Annotated in this window: 12 protein-coding genes; 3 read left to right on the top strand and 9 right to left on the bottom strand. The window is 63.8% G+C overall.

The genetic code is table 11. The annotated features are described in order from the left end of the window. Positions 1–864 precede the first annotated feature (864 nt). Positions 865–2,358: a DHA2 family efflux MFS transporter permease subunit gene (locus J6595_RS00640; RefSeq protein WP_245197514.1), complete on the top strand. Its 1,494-nt coding sequence runs from the start codon at positions 865–867 to the stop codon at positions 2,356–2,358. A gap of 131 nt (positions 2,359–2,489) precedes the next feature. Here J6595_RS00640 and J6595_RS00645 read toward each other — a convergent pair whose 3' ends face one another. From J6595_RS00645 to J6595_RS00675, 7 genes are all read right to left on the bottom strand, one after another. After that, complete coding sequence (locus J6595_RS00645) at positions 2,490–3,899, bottom strand: TolC family outer membrane protein (RefSeq protein WP_209592934.1); 1,410 nt, start codon at positions 3,897–3,899, stop codon at positions 2,490–2,492. A gap of 184 nt (positions 3,900–4,083) precedes the next feature. After that, a complete protein-coding gene (locus tag J6595_RS00650) occupies positions 4,084–4,737 on the bottom strand; it encodes a protein-L-isoaspartate O-methyltransferase family protein (protein ID WP_209592499.1) in 654 nt (217 codons plus the stop codon). A gap of 227 nt (positions 4,738–4,964) precedes the next feature. Beyond that, on the bottom strand, positions 4,965–6,305 hold the full coding sequence (locus J6595_RS00655) for a dicarboxylate/amino acid:cation symporter (protein WP_209592500.1): 1,341 nt from the start codon (positions 6,303–6,305) through the stop codon (positions 4,965–4,967). A 323-nt stretch (positions 6,306–6,628) separates the two neighbouring features. Further along, positions 6,629–8,419, bottom strand: coding sequence for a B12-binding domain-containing radical SAM protein (locus J6595_RS00660; protein WP_209592501.1), 1,791 nt, complete (start codon positions 8,417–8,419; stop codon positions 6,629–6,631). Positions 8,420–8,587: 168 nt separating this feature from the next. Then, positions 8,588–9,994 carry a cytochrome P450 gene (locus J6595_RS00665; protein WP_209592502.1) on the bottom strand — a complete coding sequence of 469 codons (1,407 nt, stop codon included), beginning with the start codon at positions 9,992–9,994 and terminating at the stop codon, positions 8,588–8,590. After that, entirely contained in the window at positions 9,991–11,205 is a 1,215-nt protein-coding gene (locus J6595_RS00670) for a lipase family protein (protein WP_209592503.1), read from the bottom strand. The genes J6595_RS00665 and J6595_RS00670 overlap by 4 nt, the downstream gene beginning before the upstream one ends. Positions 11,206–11,509: 304 nt before the next feature. Further along, positions 11,510–12,910 carry a cation:proton antiporter gene (locus tag J6595_RS00675; RefSeq protein ID WP_342453057.1) on the bottom strand — a complete coding sequence of 467 codons (1,401 nt, stop codon included), beginning with the start codon at positions 12,908–12,910 and terminating at the stop codon, positions 11,510–11,512. A gap of 274 nt (positions 12,911–13,184) precedes the next feature. Between J6595_RS00675 and J6595_RS00680 the strand changes: the two genes are divergently transcribed. Continuing rightward, entirely contained in the window at positions 13,185–13,631 is a 447-nt protein-coding gene (locus J6595_RS00680; RefSeq protein WP_209592504.1) for a DUF4112 domain-containing protein, read from the top strand. Positions 13,632–13,635: 4 nt separating this feature from the next. Here J6595_RS00680 and J6595_RS00685 read toward each other — a convergent pair whose 3' ends face one another. Continuing rightward, positions 13,636–14,856 (bottom strand): alanine racemase, encoded by a 1,221-nt coding sequence (locus J6595_RS00685; protein WP_209592505.1) that lies wholly within the window; start codon positions 14,854–14,856, stop codon positions 13,636–13,638. A 172-nt stretch (positions 14,857–15,028) separates the two neighbouring features. Between J6595_RS00685 and J6595_RS00690 the strand changes: the two genes are divergently transcribed. Next, positions 15,029–16,309 (top strand): amidase, encoded by a 1,281-nt coding sequence (locus tag J6595_RS00690; protein WP_209592506.1) that lies wholly within the window; start codon positions 15,029–15,031, stop codon positions 16,307–16,309. Positions 16,310–16,796: 487 nt separating this feature from the next. Here the strand turns inward: J6595_RS00690 and metF are convergent, their stop codons facing one another. Beyond that, positions 16,797–17,708, bottom strand: a complete 912-nt coding sequence (metF, locus tag J6595_RS00695) for a methylenetetrahydrofolate reductase [NAD(P)H] (RefSeq protein ID WP_209592507.1) — start codon at positions 17,706–17,708, stop codon at positions 16,797–16,799. Between the last annotated feature and the right edge of the window lie 6 nt (positions 17,709–17,714).

The following is a 17,714-nucleotide window of genomic DNA, read 5'->3' on the forward strand; positions in this document are numbered from 1 at the left end:
CGATCCTCGCTTGCCGTCTCGACTTCCGGGTCCGCCGGCTCGGCTTCCGGTGCGGCTTCAACGTCCCCTGCGATCGCGCCCAGCAGGAGTTCGTCGGCAAAGCCCTCCTCGTCGAACTCGTCGACGAACATGTCGGCTGCCACCTCGACATAGCGGTCGTTTGCGGCGACCGCCTGCGGCCATTCCGGAAGCGCTTCGGCAGATTCTGGAGCCGGACGGCGGATGCTGCGCGGTGCGTTGGCCGAAACCCGGGCGGCTTCCGAGACCTGCGAAGCGGGCTCGGGCGTCTCGTCTGCCTCGAAATCCGTGACGGTCGCCAATTTTTCCGCTCTCAGGCGCGCATTGGCGACTTCGTCCGCCTGGCTCGCCATCTGGGGCAACGTCCGGCTCGAGCCTTCATCCAACGGCTGCAGATCCCCCGTCCCCTTGGCAAGGGCGTCCAAAGTCGAGGCCTGGCGCGCAAGGCGCTCGTCTCCCGTCTCGATGATGCGGCGGATCGAGGCGAGGATTTCGTCCATCGACTGGTCTCGGGCCGGCAGCGCGTTGCTCATGAATGGCTCCCGCAATGTTAGCGACGATCGGTTTGTATCGCCCGAATCATGCGTGAAGCCTATGTCGTTAACCTCCGCAGGTGAATCCCATGCGGCCAAACGCGCCAGGGTTTCACCAGATTTCCGTCCCGGTCCTTGCGTCAAATCGTCCAGCGGGACCATACCAAGGATAAGGTATCGCCCGGATGGCGTGTTCGCGGAGCGTGAGAATGCACACTTCGCCTTTGCGTACGGGCGACTATGTCCCTGCCGACTTCCATGGCCCGCACCTCATTTGGCCGGGTTATGGACCAGACCCAACAAGGACCTCGCCTTGACACAACTGAACAGCCAAGATGCGGCCGCACCCGATTCGCGCCGCTGGCTCACCTTGTCGATTCTGCTCCTCGCCGGCTTCATGAATCTCATCGACGTGACGATCGTCAACGTGGCCATTCCAAGCCTCAAGGCCGATCTCGGCGCGAGCGATTCGCAGATCGAATGGGTCGTCGCCGGCTATATCGTCGCCTTTGCGCTCGGGCTCCTGCCGCTCGGCCGGCTCGGCGACGTCGTCGGCCGCAAGCGCATGTTCCTGATCGGCATTTCCGGCTTCACCCTCTGCTCGGCTTTTTGCGGCATCAGCCCGTCGGTCGATCTCCTGATTGCAGCGCGGCTGCTGCAGGGGCTGACTGCAGCGATGATGATGCCGCAGGTGCTGGCGCTCGTTCAGGTCACTTTTCCGCCCGAGGAGCGCGGTTTTGCCTTTTCGTTCTTCGGCGTCACGGCCGGGATCGCCTCGGTCGCCGGTCCGCTTGCCGGCGGGGCGCTGATCTCGGCCAATCTCTACGACCTCGCCTGGCGGCCGATCTTCCTGGTCAACCTGCCGATCGGCATTTTCGCCGTGATCGCGGGCTGGCTCCTGATCCCCAACGTCGCGCCCGGAAAGCGCGAAAGGATCGACGTGATCGGCGTCCTACTTGCGGCCGCAACCGTCTTTTCCATCATCATTCCGCTGGTCGAAGGCCGCGAAGTCGGCTGGCCGACGTGGTGCTTCGCGATGATGGCCGCATCGATCGTGACGGCGACGGCTTTCGTCTTCTGGGAGCGACACCGCGAGCGCCGGAAGGCGACCCAGCTTCTGCCGATGAGCCTCATTCGGAACCGGCACTTTCTGCTCGGCCTGTCGATGACATCGAGCCTTTTTGCCGGGATACCGGGCTTCTTCTTCATCGTCGCCGTGTTTCTGCAGGTGGGCTTCGGCTATACGCCGCTGCAGTCGGGCCTTGCGACGGTGCCATTTCCGGTCGGCGTCTTCCTCGCCTCGCTGATCGCCGGGCAGTTCGGATCGCGAAAGGTCAAAGCGCGGCTGATCGCGGGCGCCCTGACCCTCGCCGCCGGCATGGCCGCGCTCTACGCGGTGGTCGGCACCGTGACCGACAGCGTCAGCCACTGGAGCCTGCTCGGCCCGCTCTTCCTGTGCGGTCTCGGCATGGGAACGACGGTCGCGCCGCTTTTCGCGACGATCCTGACAGTCGTCGAGGCGCGTGATGCCGGCTCGGGCTCGGGGGCTCTGCAGTCCTTCCAGCAGATCGGCGCGGCCCTCGGCGTCGCCGTCAACGGCCAGATCTTCTTCAGCGCCCTGGCCAGCGCTGGCGAGGGTCCGGCGTCCTACCGCGATGCCTTCCAGACCTCGATCATCTTCGAGCTGGCGATCTTCCTGCTGCTTGCGTTTCTGTCGAGCCGTCTGCCCATCGGTGCCGATCCCAAGCGATCGTCCGATCCCCATTCGGCGTCCGGACGGGGCGATCATGCGATGATCGAGAGCTGACGCGCCGATGCGCAAGGCAGCGGCGATGTCAGATGCCCGATGACACAAAAATGCCGGCGCCTCGAACAGGCAGCCGGCATCAACGCTCATGGATCGACGAATGATCGTCGGCTGCCTGAAAGGAGCCTCGGTCAGCGGCCGTCCGGTGTCCGCAGTCCGAACCACTTGTCCTCGACCGCGATATAGTGGTCGTTCGGATTGTAGGTGGTCGCCGCAAGCTTCAGCCTGCTCTGGGTGAGAAGTCCTACGGAGGACAGAAGCGTATAGGCGGCGACGACTTCGTCGCGCTGGGAGCCGACGAGCAGGATCTGCGCCGAAATCAGGTCGGCCTGCGAATCCAGGACGTCCAGCGTGGTACGCTGACCAACGTTCCGCTCCTCGATCACGCCCTGAAGCGCCAGCCTGGCCGAGCGCACCTGTGCCTGATAGCCGGTGATGTTGGCCTTGGCCGCCTGCAGCTCCGCCCAGCTGGTGGCGACGGCCGCGCGGACCTCGTCGCGGTAGCCATCGACCTCGATCCTGCGCTGGCCGAGGGTTTCCTTGTACTGGCGAACCAGGGAACTCGCCGAGCCGCCCTGATAGATCGGAATGGTGATCTGCGCCCCGACCGTCGCGGCCACTTCGTTCTGCGTCGTGACATTGACGCCCGGCAGCGAGTTCGGATCGGTCCTGTCCGCCGCATAGGTGTCGGAAACCTCGCCCGTCAGACTGACCTGCGGCAGCAGCGCGCCCTCAGCCGACTTCACCTGATAGGCCGCCGCATCGACCGTGGCGAGCCCCGCTATGATGGCCGGATGCTGGCGCTGGGCCATGGCATAGGCCTCCGCGACCGAACGCGGCAACAGGCGCATCGGCGCGCTGGCCGGAGCCAGCTTGCCGGGCGCGTCACCCACGGTCTCAAAATAGCTCGCCTCGCTCGATGCGACCGAGGACAAAGCGCTGTTCAGGAGGGCCGTCGCGAGAGCCTGCTGCGATTCGGCCTGGGCGACGTCGGTGCGCGTGCCCTCGCCGACCTCGAAGCGGGCGCGGGCCGCGCGAACCTGTTCGTTGAGGAAGCCGAGATTCTGACGCCTGAGATCGGCAATCTGGCGGTCGCGAATGACGTTCATGTACGCGGTCGCTGCGTCGAGCAGAGTATTCTGCTCGGTGTTCGTCAGATTGAACTGGGCGGCGCGCACCTGGGCCTTTGCCGAACGGATATTGTTCGGGGTCTGGAAGCCGTCGAAGATCGTCTGGTTTATCTGGATGCCGGCGCTCGAGGAATAAGTGTGCTCGTTCGTCGTCCCCAGATTGTCGCCTGTGGTGGTGCGGCTCTTGGAGGCGCTGAGAGTACCAAAACCGGAGATCGTCGGCCTCAGGCCCGCCTTCGCCTGGGGCACGCTTTCATCCGTGGCGCGCAGCTGCGCCCGGGCCGCGTTGAGGTCCTGATTGTTCGAATAGGCTTTCGCCAGTGCGCCCGAGAGAGTCTCTGCACTGAGCGGCAGCGTGGCGCCGAGCGTCACCGACGCGGAAAGGAGGGCGAGGAAAGTGAACTTCTTCAGCACCACTGATACTCCGGGCTGCTTCGCAATACGGCCAGCGCGGGATCGCCGAAACGAACCACCCTCGCCTGACCGCCTTTGCAGAAGTTAATAACCTATGCCGTAAATGAATATGTCGCATATCGGCACAGGCCGGCCGGTTTTCGCCCGACCGGGGCAAATCTGCAACGCAAACTCTCAAAGCTTAGAAAACGAATTCGGCCTTGCGCCGGAAGCTCGGCAGCGGCTTGATCGAGCAGTTGAACGCGAAGCGCTCCGAGACGACGCCCTCGTGATCCTTCACGTAGAGCATGGCGTCGGCAGCATTCCCGACACCGCGAACGACGACCATCCGGCCGCCAGCCTTCATCTGGTCGTAGAAGGTCGACGGCAGCGTCTCGACCGAGCCCTGGAAGAAGATCACGTCATAGGGCGCTTCGGCCCGGCAGCCTTCGACCAGCGTGTTCTCGACGACGGCACAGGTCACATAGTCGAGCCGGGCGAGGTTGTCGGTCGCGGCCGAAGCCAGCGCCGAATCCTCCTCCAGCGCGACGACGGAACCGGCGAGATGAGAGATGATCGCGGTCGAATAGCCGGTGTTGCATCCGACATCGAGGACCACGTCGTCCTTTTCGATGGCCGCAAGCTGCAGGAGCTTGGCCAGCGGCGAAGGCTCCATCACGTATCGCCCGTCGCCGAGCGGGACGTCGTCATCGACATAGGCGAGCGGACGGCGCGATGCCGGCAGGAATTCCTCGCGCGGAACCTGCAGAAAGGCCTTCAGGATCTCATGGCCGGTGACGTCGGTCGTCCTGATCTGGTTGTCGACCATCTTGATGCGGGCCGCCTCGAAATCCATCGCCGACTTCCTGTTTTTGCCAAACCACTGCGTTCCGAGCACTGCATCCCGAACGCGCCCGTTCAATAGTCGCGAGACCTGAAAGGCGCAAGCGCGGACAGCCAAGACCGTGACGGGAAACTCACGCGATCGCCTCGCGGCGCCCGATCGCCAGGCGCGCCTAGAGGGTCTGAACGCCGTCTCGCGCCCGGCCTGACGGGCGCGAGATGGCGATCTTCAGGCCAGCCTCACTCGGCCGGCTGCGGGCGAGAATGCCGGTTCGCCTCGCCGGCAAGGCGCTCCTCTGCGGCGTGATCGATCTCGAGGTCGTCCTCGCTTTCGATGCCGGCATTCGGATTGTCGAAGACCGCCTGGTCGAATTCGCCCTCCATCCTGGCCACGATCGTCGAGACGACCGCGTCGCCGGTGATGTTCACGGCCGTGCGGATCATGTCCATCAGCCGGTCGACACCGAGGATGAGCGCTATACCCTCGATCGGCAGACCGACCTGATTGAGAACCATGGTCAGCATGACCAGTCCGACGCCGGGAACACCCGCCGTCCCGATCGAGGCAAGAACGGCCATGGCGATGACAGTCAGATAGCCGACGAGCCCGAGCTCGATTCCGTAGACATTGGCGAGAAAGACGGTGGCGACGCCCTGCATGATCGCCGTTCCGTCCATGTTGATCGTCGCGCCGAAGGGAACGGTGAAGGAGGCAACGGAATTCTTCACGCCGATGCGCTCGGACACGCATTGCAGGGTGACGGGGATCGTCGCGTTGGAGCTCGCCGTCGAGAAGGCGAAGATCTGGGCCGAGCGCATCTTCTTCATGAAGGTGAAGGGATTGAGCCCCGAGAGCACCTTCAACAGGATCATGAGCGTCATGAAGAGATGCAGGAACAGCGCGCCGACCAGCGTCACCACATAGGCCATCACCGGCACGAAGAGTTCGATGCCCTGTTCGGCGAAGGTCTTGGCGATCAGGCAGAAGACGCCGTAGGGCGCGAACGCCATGACGATGGAGACGATCTTCATCATCACCTCGTTCATGTATTCGCAGGCCTGGACGAAAGAGACCGACCGCTCGCCCAGCATGACGACGGCGACACCCAGAACGATCGTGTAGAAGATGATCTGCAGCATCTCGCCCGAGGCGAAGGCCTGGACCGGATTGGTCGGCACGATGCCCGCAAACACGTCCCAGACCGAAGGAGCCTCCTTGGCGGTGATTCCGCTGGCGTCGATCCCCTGCATGTCGAAGCCCTGCCCCGGCGCGATGATCAGCGCCAGGAGGATCGCCGTGCCGATCGCGATCGCGGTCGTCATGATGTAGAGGCCGAAGGACTTCGTTCCCACGCGGCCGAGCACCCGGATGTCGCCGATGCCGGCAACGCCGCAGATCAGCGAGAAGAAGACCAGCGGCACGACCAGCATCTTCAACGCATTGACGAACATCTTGCCGATCATGGCGAAGAAGCCGCCGACCACGTAGTCGTTCAAGAACGCCACGTCGACAGTGTTGAGAGCAGCACCGACGACGATGCCCGCGAGCATGCCGATCAGGATTTTCATGGTGAGAGACATGCGGGGGCCCTTTCCGCGACGATCCGGCCGGATGCACTCCGGCGCTCGACTAATCGCAGCGTGACAACCGTGTCTTAAAGAAAAAAACCAAGCACGCGACAGATTCGCGCGGACCGTTGCCCCGCTGCGCTAAACTGTAGTCCCGATGCGCAAACATAAGGCACTGCGCATCAGTTGAGCTATCGTGCTAGGCTTTCGGTGTACCGTCAACTCTATTTTGCGGAATCGCACAAGTACTGATGCCACCCACGAAAGGCCCGCTCCACCCGCAAGGCGCATCGGTCGAACAAGCGGGGCCGGCATCAAGAGCAGCGCCACGACGATCAGGCGGCCCTGACGTCGGCCTTCTTCTTGGCGCGGGCATCGCGGATGAGCGTCTCCTGGCGACGCATCCGCGCGATCTCGGCCGACGTGCCGCGGGTTTCCGAATAAAGCGCGAGGCTCAACTCGTCGGCATCCGGCGGCGTGATCGACAGATCGCGATATTCGGCCGCCGCGGGATCGGCCCAGATCCGGTCGGCCATCTTCTTGGCGCGGCGATAGACCAGCACCATCGTCAAGAGCGCCTTGGCTTCGGAAAAGAGATAGCGTGGATAGAAGACGAGCGGGTTTTCAAGCTTCATGCCGTGCCGGCGGTCGCCCCTCGACTTCACGCGGATGGTGCCGCCCTCGAGAGGGTGGCAGCCATAGACCTTGAAGAAGCGGCTATAGGCGATGATCCGGAACAAGAGCATCATCTTGCGTGTCGAGCCCGTCGCCCGCATCCGCTTCATGATCCGCTCGACCTGATCCCACGTATAGAAGCGGTCCCAAGCCTCGCGATAGACCTGGTCCCATTCGGCGTCCGACATCGTCCGGTGATGGGTGACCCGGTGGTTGAGATCGTATTTGTTGAGGTCGGGGTCCATCCACTCGCCCTTCCTGAAGAGCGTCTGATGGTCTTCGCTGCCCGGCAGCGGCGTCAGATTGGTGAAATAGATCAGATCGATCGGCAGTTCGTTCTTGATGACGTCGATATCATGGAGGATCGATTCGCGCGTGTCGTTCGGAAACCCGATAATGTAGCCTGCGGTGATCATCACCGAGCGCTTTTTCCACTCCAGGAACATCTCGCGATATTCGACGATCTTGTTCTGGTTCTTCTTGGCGGCGATCAGATTGTCGGGATTGATGTTTTCCATCCCGACGAAGACCTGATCGACGCCGGCCCTCACCGCCTTCTCGATGAAGCCCGGGATCTTGTGGCAGCGCGTATCGACCTGAATCTGCATGCGGATTCTGATACCCTCGGTTTCCGCGAGATGGATCAGGCGGTCGAAACAGGCCTCCCAATTGCGGTTGCGGGCCAGATTGTCGTCGGTCACGAAGAACAGATCGACGCCGATCGCCCAGTTGGCCCGGACGATTGCCTCGAGGTCGTCGGCGGAGCGAAACCTGCTGACGCGCCCCTGCACGTTGATGATCGTGCAGAAGGAGCACTGGAACGGACAGCCACGGCCGATGTCGAAGGAGGAGTAGAGCCCGGAGGTCTTCTCGACATGGCTGCGCTCGAGAAACGGGATCTCGGATCCTTCGAGACCCGGCAGGTCCGCGCCGTAGTGATAATAGGGCTGCAGCCTGCCGGCATAGGCGTCGCGCAGCACCTGGTCGAAGCGGCCACCCTCCGCCTCGCCGACGAAGAAGCTGATGCCCATGCGGCTGGCCTCCTCGATCTCGGGAGGCGTGGATTCCAGCATCGAGAGCGAACCGGCCACGTGGAAGCCGCCGAGGCAGACCGGCACCCCCTTTGCCAGAAACGGCCGCGCGAGGTCGACGGCCCGCGGAAACTGGTTCGACTGCACGCCGACGAGCGCGAGCAGGCCCCGGCCGCCGTCGGCTGTAATCATCTTCATGATCCTGGCAGGTTTGATGACGGTGTTGGTCTCGTCGATCGTGTGGATCACGACCTCGACGTCACCCAGAACCTTGCGGGCAATGCAATCCTGCGCGATGCCGTTGAGACAGGCGAGCGAATTCGACGGGATCATCGAGCGCCGCCACTGCAGCGGATAGCCGTCACTGTCGTAATGGGTCGGCTTGACGAAGACGATATGAAACTTGCCCGCTGCGGTCATTCGGGAAGATCCTCGCGCTTGAAGACCAAGCCCCACAGGCCTGATCTTCAGTTTCGTGAAGATCATGTTGAAATTTTACGATTTCCGCAAGGACAGATAGAAATTTATCGCAGGAACTGAATGACGCTTTTCATTTCATTCATAGATCATAAGTACACAATATAAAAATCACGCCGCGCTATTCACGTAAACCCGAACCCCGTTTTCCGAACGCACCGTCAGCCGCGACACGGGCTGAGGCTCGTGGCCGGGAACCGGACGAAGCTCGAAGCGGCGCATGATCTCGGCGAGAACGAGCGTCGCCTCCTGAAGCGCGAAGGAGGCTCCCACGCACACGCGCGCTCCCATCGAAAACGGCATATAGGCGCAGCGCTGCGCCTCTTTCGTTTCGGGAAGGGTAAAGCGCTCCGGCTGGAAATCGTTGGGGTTCTGCCAGTATTTCGTGTGCCTGTGCATCAACCAGATCGGCACCACGACGGGCGATCCGCAGGGAACTTCCTGATCGCCCAGGGTCTCTTTCGTCATGGTATCACGCGACAGATAGGCGATCGGCGGGTAAAGGCGCAGCACCTCGCGGAAAACGTCCCGCGTCTTTTCAAGGCGTTTCATGTCGGAAAATTCCGGCACGCGCTCGCCGAGCACCGCCCGCGCCTCGGCCCGCATGTCGGCCTGAACGTCCGGCCGGTTGGCAAGGCAGTAGAGCGCCCAGGCGATGCCTGCCGCCGAGGTCTCGTGGCCGGCGAGGAACAGCATGGCGATCTGGTCTAAGAGTTCATCGCCCTCGAATTTCGTCCGGGTGACGGGGTCCTCGGCCGTCATCAGCACCGAAAGGATGTCGTCGGACGGCACCTCGCGCCCCTGCCGGACGGCTTTCAGCCGCCGCTGCAGCGGGCCGTTGAGAACGGCACGGATTTCCTTCGCCATCTTGCGCGCCCGCCGGTTCGACCACAGCCAGTGTATCGGCACTCCGACGAGGCCGATCATGCCCTGGGCGAAGGCGATCGCCTGGAATTCCTCGAAGGCCGCGAAGATGCGCTTGGAATCCTCCGACGACATCGGCTCCGAGAAGATCGTGCGGAAGATCACGTCGCCGGCGAAATGCGTCATCTCCGCGTCGATGGCGACGGGCTCGCCGGTGTCCGCCTGGGCCAGAAGGCGGGCAATGCTGGCGTCCGATGCGCCGCGCATCAGGGTGAAGACGTTCCTCACCCCGGCATTGTCGAAGGCCTGATCGACGATCCGGCGGTGCCGCTCCCAGGCTTCGCCATTGGAAACGAAGATGGAGTAGCCGGAGAGCTTGCGCATCATCCGCTCCATCAGGGCGCCCTTCGGAAACTCCCGGTAGCGTTTCACCAGGATTTCGCGGATGAGGTCCGGATCGCGGACATTGTAGAGGTCGCGCTTGGCCATGAAGGGCAGCGAGGGGATGCGATGACGGCTGACGCCGACGAAATCGTAGCTGCCTTTCAGGAACAGGCCGAGGCTCGAGCGCAAATGGCCCCTGATCCGTTCAAGCGGGGTTTCCGGATGGTCGTCCTGCGCCTGCGGCAGGGCGGGGCGAAACTCTTCGCTCATCGTGATGCGACACTCGTCTCGATCGGGCGCGGGCGGGTGACCAGCTCGAAATAGTCGAAGCCGTGGCCGCGCTCGGATGGTTTCAGATACTGGAAGTGGAACTCGAGCGGCCGCAGGCGGATGCGACGGAAGGTTTGCGCTTCGAGAATGTCGTGGAAGTCCGGCTCGCGGGAAATGACCCGCGGCGACCGCCGGCCGAGATCGACGCCTTCGAGAAGCGGGATGCGGCAGCTGGAACCGGGATCGGACCCCGAGGTCACGTCGAGGAGAAGCAGCCTTTCGCTGGTTGCGATGTCGGCGAGGTCCCGCCGAAAGCCCCCGTCGCCCCCGAGCAGCGTATAGAGCGGAACGGTGTGGCCGAGCGTCAGGAGTACGATCTTCGGTCCCTTTACACCCGTTGGCAGTTTCGAAAGCAACCTTGCCCCGGCGCGAACGAGATAGATAGCACCGAGGCTGTGGCCAACGATCAGAATCTCGTCGACCTCCCCTTGCTTCCAGACCTCGAAGATGCGCCGGGCAAACTGCTCGGCCCTGTCCTCGGAGCGCTCGAACCGTCCGTCCGAGGCGCCGAGCAGATAGCCGAGAAAGCGCGTCACCCACCAGACGTTCAGCCAGATGCGGAGGCGACGCCAGGCTTCCAGAAGCGCGAGGACGACGAGGATGGCGACAGCGACTGATGCCGCCATCGAAAGCCAGGCCGGGGCGTCGAAGGCGGACGCGGCCATCGCGGCGATGGCGACACCGAGACCGATCGCGGCGAGACCGACGAAGACCGACAGGACGAGCAGTGCCGGCGTCATCAGGATCGCCACGAAGAGCGCCCAGGCCGGCCGGTAGAACCGCTTCAGGATGCCGCGCCGCCAGGTGGCGAAGGCGAAGCGGAACGCTTCGAACGCAAGCCGGATCTGCTGGCGGGGAAACCAGTAGCGCCGGACGATGTCCGTCCAGAGCAGCATCTCGTAGCGTGTCTCGACGCGCGGCCCGGCCGGCTCCTGGCTCGAACGAACGGTCCAGCGCCCCGAGGCGAGAGCTTCGTCTTCCGGCTCGGCGATCGTGATGCTGCGCGCCCATCGCGCCGATGCCTCGCCGAGGCCCTCGCGAAAATGCCCGTGATAGACCGGCGTTCCGCGCGGATCGAAGCCGTGAATATAAAAGACGTGGCGGCGAAAATCGACGGATTGCGCGTCTTGGCCAAGCGTCGGATCGCTCATTTGCGTCGGGGCGCCCTGATCTCGCCGACGGCCGCGTCATCTGATCTGCCGCAAGGAGAACCTGACGAAGCCATCGCTGAAAATGATTCGGAATTCACTAGTACCCCAGTGACCGCGCAAATTCATGTGACGCCCTGTGGACAAGCCCGCGCCACGCTCGCCGCCCCCGGGAGGGGCGCCCCACCGGAACCGGCAAGCTTTGCGGTCCAGCTCGTTCTTATCGCGCTTCTTGTGGCGCCTTTTCGTGGCATCGGCACGTCGGACCTTATTGCCGGGCGATCCGACGGGCCGCGCCAAGGCTGGCCTATTGCGCCGGCGTCCCGCTTTCCGATGAGCGCGCGGCCGCAGATCCCGGCTCATGGTCCGCGCTGCGCGCCTTTTCCGCTTTCCGCACGGCCTGTCGCCGGCGATAGGCGCGGCGTAGCGCCCGCGCCCTCACCTTCAGCCAGAACCCCATGTCCTCGACGGTCTCGACCTGCCCCTCGTAGATCTCGGCCAGCGCCTGGCGAAACTGCTCGTAGCCGAACCGCGCTTCGCCCTCGACGGTTCGCGTCAGCGCCATCCAGGCCGGTGAGATCAAAAGCGTGATCGCGGTCACCGCCAAAGCGAGCCGGTAGACGTCGTCCCCGATCGCCCGCGAAGCGTAGGCCGCGGCGGCCAGGACGAAGGAGAACTCGCCGATCTGCGCCATCGAGAGCCCCGCCTCGATCGCCGTCTTGTGAGACAGGCCCGCAAGGCGGATCAGGACGACGTTGAAGAAGGTCTTGGCGAGGATGACGAAGATCGCCGCGACGAGGACGAGTTCCCAATTGGCGACGATGTAGTCGAGATCGATCAGAAGGCCGATCGACAGAAAGAACACGACGAGCAGGATGGACTGGATCGGCTCGACGACGTGAATGACGGGCGAGCGCAGGGTCGAGGCGCCGACCACGAGACCGGCGATGAAGGCGCCATAGGCCGGCGACAGGCCGACGAGACCCGAGACGGAGGCGAAGGCGAAGCAGAAGGCGAGCGAGCCGAGGGCGAGGATCTCGACATTGTCCTCGATCGCCGCTGCAAAGGGCAGCTTCAGTTTCGGCCGCCTTCCCAGATACCAGAGCAGCCCGGCGAGAACCACGACGGCGACGGCGATCTTCAGGCAGAGGCTGAACCAGGCGATCTCGCCCTCGCCGCCGAGCGAGGTCGCGACGAGCAGCATCGGCACGACCGCCAGATCCTGGGCAATCAGGACGCCGACGGCGATCCGGCCCGGCTCCGAGCGCAATTCGCCGATGTCTTCCAGCATCTTCATGGCGACGACGGTGGAGGACAGGGCGATGATGAAGCCCAGAATGAGCGCCTCGGCGAAGGTGGCGTTGGAGATCAGCTTGAGCCCGAAGGTGATCGCCATGGCCGCCGCAAGCTGCCCGCCGGCGATCAGAAGCGCCGGTCTGAGCGTCGCCACGAAGGCCTTGAGCGACAGCTCCATGCCGATGAAGAACAACAGCATCAGAACGCCCATCTCGGCGAGCATCGTCACATTTTCGTCGGAGGTCGAGACGAGTCCGACCCCGGAGGGCCCGAGCAGCACGCCGGCGAGGATGAAACCGACCAGCGGCGGCTGCCGCAATCGCATCAGGCCAAGCCCCGCCAGGACGGCGACGAGGATGACGAAGGCAATGACGGTCAGATCACCGGCGTGGCCGGCTGCGGTCTCTTCCACTCAGTCTCTCCAATCGGCGGGACACATGCGATTCGACAGCATGAATCGATTTGCCAACAGAGGCGAGAACCTTGTCGCCGGTTTGTCGATCATCACCATCAGACCCTTATCTTCTTCGCTGTAATGTTCCGCGCAGCTTTTCCGCGACCATCCATGCCGAAGCTTTGCGCATTGCCGGTTGTTCCGATGGATCTTTTTCGCGCCCGATCGCTTCCCCATATGAAGTGTCGAAGCGCCATGTCGCGCCGATCGTGACCGGGGAGAATATTCAGCCATGAGCGCAACATACGCCCATGCCGACGCCTTGAATGACGTTGACCACGTTCGCCGTCTGCGGCGCGTGGCAAAGGTTGCGCGGCTAATGGATACGGCGATCCGTATTCCCGGCACGGGCATCAGCTTCGGCGGCGATTCGATCGTCGGCCTTATTCCCGGCGTCGGCGACGCCGCGACGGCCGCGGTGTCGCTGTGGATCGTCAACGAGGCGAGGCGCCTTGGCATGCCGGCCCACAAGCTGGCGAAAATGCTGGCCAATGTCGGCCTCGACTTCGGCCTTGGCGCGGTGCCGCTGGTCGGCGACGTCTTCGACGTCTTCTTCAAGGCCAACCGCAAGAATCTGGCGCTCATCCTCGATCATTTCGGCGAGGACGGCCTGATCGACGAGCGCGGCGATGTGCGCCCGATGAAGGACATCACACCGAAAGCCGGCACGCGCCGGTAAGGCGTCAGTCCGCCATGGTCTCGAGGCTGGCATAGCCCTCGGCGGCGTCGCCCTCGTCGAAGGGCGTCGTCACCTCGACGAATGTATCGGGGTAAAAGCCGTTGAAGCGCGTGCGCAGGGAGAGCGAATAGGCGCCGATATGGCCAATCTCGATCCAGTCGCCGGTATCGACGGTTTCGGGCAGCCAGAACGGCCGGGACAGGATGTCCACCGAATCGCAGGTCGCGCCGCAGACCTTGAAAGCGGCGATCTGTTTGGGATCACCGTTCCGCGCCTGTCTTGCGGGGTCGGGGATGAAGCGCGCCGGCAAGGTGATCTTGCCGGTCCATGAATCCGACAGCGACGCCCAGATCCCGTCATTGATGTAGAGCCGCTTGCCCTTTCGCAGGAGCACGCGGACGATGAGTGAGAAGGCCCGCGCGACGATGACACGGCCCGGCTCGGCGACCAGCGGCATGTCGCCGAAGCCCCATTCGTCGATATCGGCGTTCAACCGGGTCATGATCTCCGAAAATCCCGGCATCTCCTTCTTCTTGCGGCGCGGATCGTGGCCGTATTCGGCCGGAAATCCGCCGCCGACGTCGAGGCCTGCCAAGGGCACGTCGGCGCGGTTGCGGACCCAATCGGCTGAAGCGAGCGCCCGCTCATAGGTATCGGGATCCTCGATCTGCGAGCCGACGTGGAAGCAGATCCCGACCTTGAAGCCGATCCTGTGGCACCTTTGCAGTAGCTCGACCGCGTGAGCGGGCGCTGCGCCGAACTTCTTCGACAATTCGTAGGCAGCGTGCCCCTTGGTCTGGAGGCGGACGAAAAGCGTGATCGTTCCCGGATCGATGTCGAGGGCCCTGACGATCCTCAGGATCTTCGCCACTTCGTCCTCGTGATCGAGGGACAGCACCCTGATCCCGTAGGTCTCGAGCGCCAGGCGAATGTCCGACTGCGCCTTGACCGGATGCATGTAGAGCATCTCGGCGTCGCTGCGTGCCGCCCGCACCGCGGCGAATTCGCCCGGCGAGGCGACGTCGAAGGTCGAGATGCCGGCCTTCGCCAGGGTCTCCAGGACCATCGGCTCGCCATTGGTCTTCACGGCATAGGCGGTCCCGCCCGGAAAGGCGGCAACGAAGGCCTTCGCGTCCGCAGCGAGGACATCGGGACGAAAGCAGTAGACCGGCACGTCGGGGCGCAGAGCCAGGGCCGCGTCCTTGGCCGTCGAAAAGCTTTGCAATCTGATGTCTCCTGAATGGTGGCGGGCGGGAAGATGGTGCGTGCGGCGCGAAGGTCGAACCGGAATGCCGACGCGACACGGCATATTTTCATCTTGCGGGCCGTTCGTCCCGAACGCTACCGATGCGCAGCGGCACGTTCGAGCCGACAGATGAAGCGAAAGGTTTCAACGAATGCTCAACCGCCATCCGACAGCCACGGCTTCGCTCACACGGATCGTCGGCGCCGTCTCCGCCGGTCGCTCGACCGCCGGGCAGGAGATCGCCGCCGCAAAGGACAGGATCGCCGAGGCGGACGGCGAGATCGCCGCCTTCCTGCGCAAGGCTCCTGCCGAAAGCCTCGAACTTGCCGCAGCCGCGACGGGCCCGCTCGCGGGCGTCGCCATCGGCGTGAAGGACATCTACGACACCCGCGACATGGCAAGCGAGAACGGCTCCTCGATCTATGCCGGGCACCGCCCCGTCACCGATGCCGCCCTCGTTTCGATGGCGCGCGTTGCGGGCGCTGCGATCATCGGCAAGACGACGACGACGGAATTTGCCAGCCTCGACCCGACGCCGACGCGCAATCCGCGCAATCTGGACCACACGCCTGGCGGATCGTCCTCGGGCTCGGCAGCGGCGGTCGCCGCCGGCATGATCCCCCTCGCCTTCGGATCCCAAACCGGCGGCTCGGTGATCCGGCCTGCCTCCTTCTGCGGCGTCGCAGCGCTCAAGCCGAGCTTTCGCCTGTTGCCGACCGTCGGCATGAAGACCTTCTCCTACACGCTCGACACCGCCGGCTTCTTTGCGGCGACGGCCGAGGATCTCGCCTTGGCGACGCGTCTCCTCACCGGACGAGACCTTGTCGAGGGACCCTTCGGCGAGGGCGGCGGGCTGAGGGTCGGCATTTATCGCAGCAGCGTCGACGATAACGTCGATGCCGAAATGCATGCGGCCGTCGAGGCAGCCGCTCAGCTCCTGGAGAGATCCGGCGCCCGCATCGTCGAAGTGGAGGAGCCTGCGGCCCTCGCCGAGGCCCGCGCATCCCATGAGACGGTCCAGGGTTTCGAGGCGGTGATGGCGCTGTCGGACGAGTTCCGCAATCACCGCAACAGCCTTGGGCCGAAGCTCGGCGCCGTTCTCGACCAGGGCGCTGCGATCACGCCCGGCGACTACGACGTGGCGCGCCGCGCGGCGCGCATCGGACGAAAGGCAGCCTCCTCGCTCTTCGAAACCGTGGACGTCCTCATCGCGCCGTCCGCGCTCGGTCCGGCGCCGAAGGGACTCGAGAGCACCGGCGACGCGCTGATGAACAAGCTGTGGACGCTGACCGGCAATCCGGTCGTCAACGTTCCGGGCTTTGCCTCGTCCGCCGGCCTGCCGCTCGGGGTCTCGGTCGTCGCCCGCTTCGGCCGAGACGCACGGGCCCTTGCCGCGGCCGCTCTACTTCAAGATCTGATCGCCGGACAATAAGGTCGAAATCATGAGATAATCAGGACGGGAAAAACCTCCCGCTTCTGTGCCGAATCGGGACAGTGATTATCGGAATTCTCACCCCGACTTCGCGCTTGCATCCGCAGCTTCACAGGGATCTTGGAGGTATTCGCCCTTTCCATGCCGCGGTGCAGCGACGATTTTGCCTTTACGTGGCGATTCTATCCGTTAACCTGCCGCGGTGAATGCAACGGGGAGCCACACATCATGCAACTCACGCGTTCTCTCAACTTCATCATGGTCTGCGCGGCATTCGCTTTTGTCGCAGCGATGGTGGCGGGCTACCTGCCCTGAGGACCAGCCCGGATGCCGGTTGACCATCGCGGCGTCCCGATCCCCCAATGGGCGCGGGACGAGAGGTCTTCGGACGGACAGGGTCCCTGCTCACCGAGCAGGAAGAGATACGAAAGGCCGGGGAAACCCGGCCTTTTGCTTTTCCATCGGCAGACCCGAACCGGCGGCCGGCTCAGGCCGCGGCCGCCTTGGCCTGAAGGCTGGCCGGCGCCGTCGCGCGAAGGCCCAGGATGTGGCAGATCGAATAGACGAGATCGGCCCGGTTCATCGTGTAGAAATGGAAGTCGGAAATGCCGCGCCTCGTCAGATCGAGCACCTGCTCGGCGCAAAACGCCGCCGAGACGTGCGAACGGGTCTGCGGGTCTTCCTCCAGGCCTTCGAAGCGTGCAGCCAGCCAGGCCGGAATGCTGGCCCCGGTCGCGCTGGCAAAGCGGGCGATCTTGGTGAAATCGTGAATCGGCGCGATGCCCGGCACGATCGGAATGTAGATGCCGGCCTTGCGAACGCGCTCGACATAGCGCTCGAACACGTCGTTATCGAAGAAAAACTGGGTGATGGCGCGGGTGGCGCCATTGTCGACCTTGCGCTTGAGAAGATCGATGTCCGTGGCGAAATCCGGGCTCTCAGGGTGCTTTTCCGGATAGGCCGAGACCGAGATCTCGAAATCGTCGATCGCCCTCAGCCCAGCGACGAGCTCGACCGCGTTGCGGTAGCCGTCCTCGCGCGCGACATAGGCCCCGCCGACGCCCGCCTGGCTGTCACCGCGCAAGGCGACGAAGTGCTTCACGCCGGTGTCGCGGTACTGGCGAACCACCTCGTCCACTTCACTCCGGGAGGCGTCCACACAGGTCAGATGCGCCGCGGGAACGAGGCTGGTCTCCGTCAGGATCCTCTCGATCGTATGGTGGGTGCGCTCTCGCGTCGAGCCGCCGGCACCATAGGTCACGGAGACGAATTTCGGCTGCATCGGCGCCAGCCGCTCGATCGAGCGCCAGAGCGTTTCTTCCATCTTTTCCGATTTCGGCGGAAAGAACTCGAACGAGACCCTTATGCCCGAATTCGACAGAGCATTGATCTGGCTCATGGCGGT

The sequence above is a fragment of the Jiella mangrovi genome, from assembly GCF_017815135.1.
In the GTDB taxonomy this organism is placed as follows: Bacteria; Pseudomonadota; Alphaproteobacteria; order Rhizobiales; family Rhizobiaceae; genus Jiella; species Jiella mangrovi.

Coding starts and splice junctions, on each gene's coding strand:
- J6595_RS00650 (WP_209592499.1), bottom strand. CDS start 4,737: ATGGATTTCGAGGCGGCCCGCATCAAGATGGTCGACAACCAGATCAGG.
- J6595_RS00655 (WP_209592500.1), bottom strand. CDS start 6,305: ATGTCTCTCACCATGAAAATCCTGATCGGCATGCTCGCGGGCATCGTC.
- J6595_RS00660 (WP_209592501.1), bottom strand. CDS start 8,419: ATGACCGCAGCGGGCAAGTTTCATATCGTCTTCGTCAAGCCGACCCAT.
- J6595_RS00665 (WP_209592502.1), bottom strand. CDS start 9,994: ATGAGCGAAGAGTTTCGCCCCGCCCTGCCGCAGGCGCAGGACGACCAT.
- J6595_RS00670 (WP_209592503.1), bottom strand. CDS start 11,205: ATGAGCGATCCGACGCTTGGCCAAGACGCGCAATCCGTCGATTTTCGC.
- J6595_RS00680 (WP_209592504.1), top strand. CDS start 13,185: ATGAGCGCAACATACGCCCATGCCGACGCCTTGAATGACGTTGACCAC.
- J6595_RS00690 (WP_209592506.1), top strand. CDS start 15,029: ATGCTCAACCGCCATCCGACAGCCACGGCTTCGCTCACACGGATCGTC.
- metF (WP_209592507.1), bottom strand. CDS start 17,708: ATGAGCCAGATCAATGCTCTGTCGAATTCGGGCATAAGGGTCTCGTTC.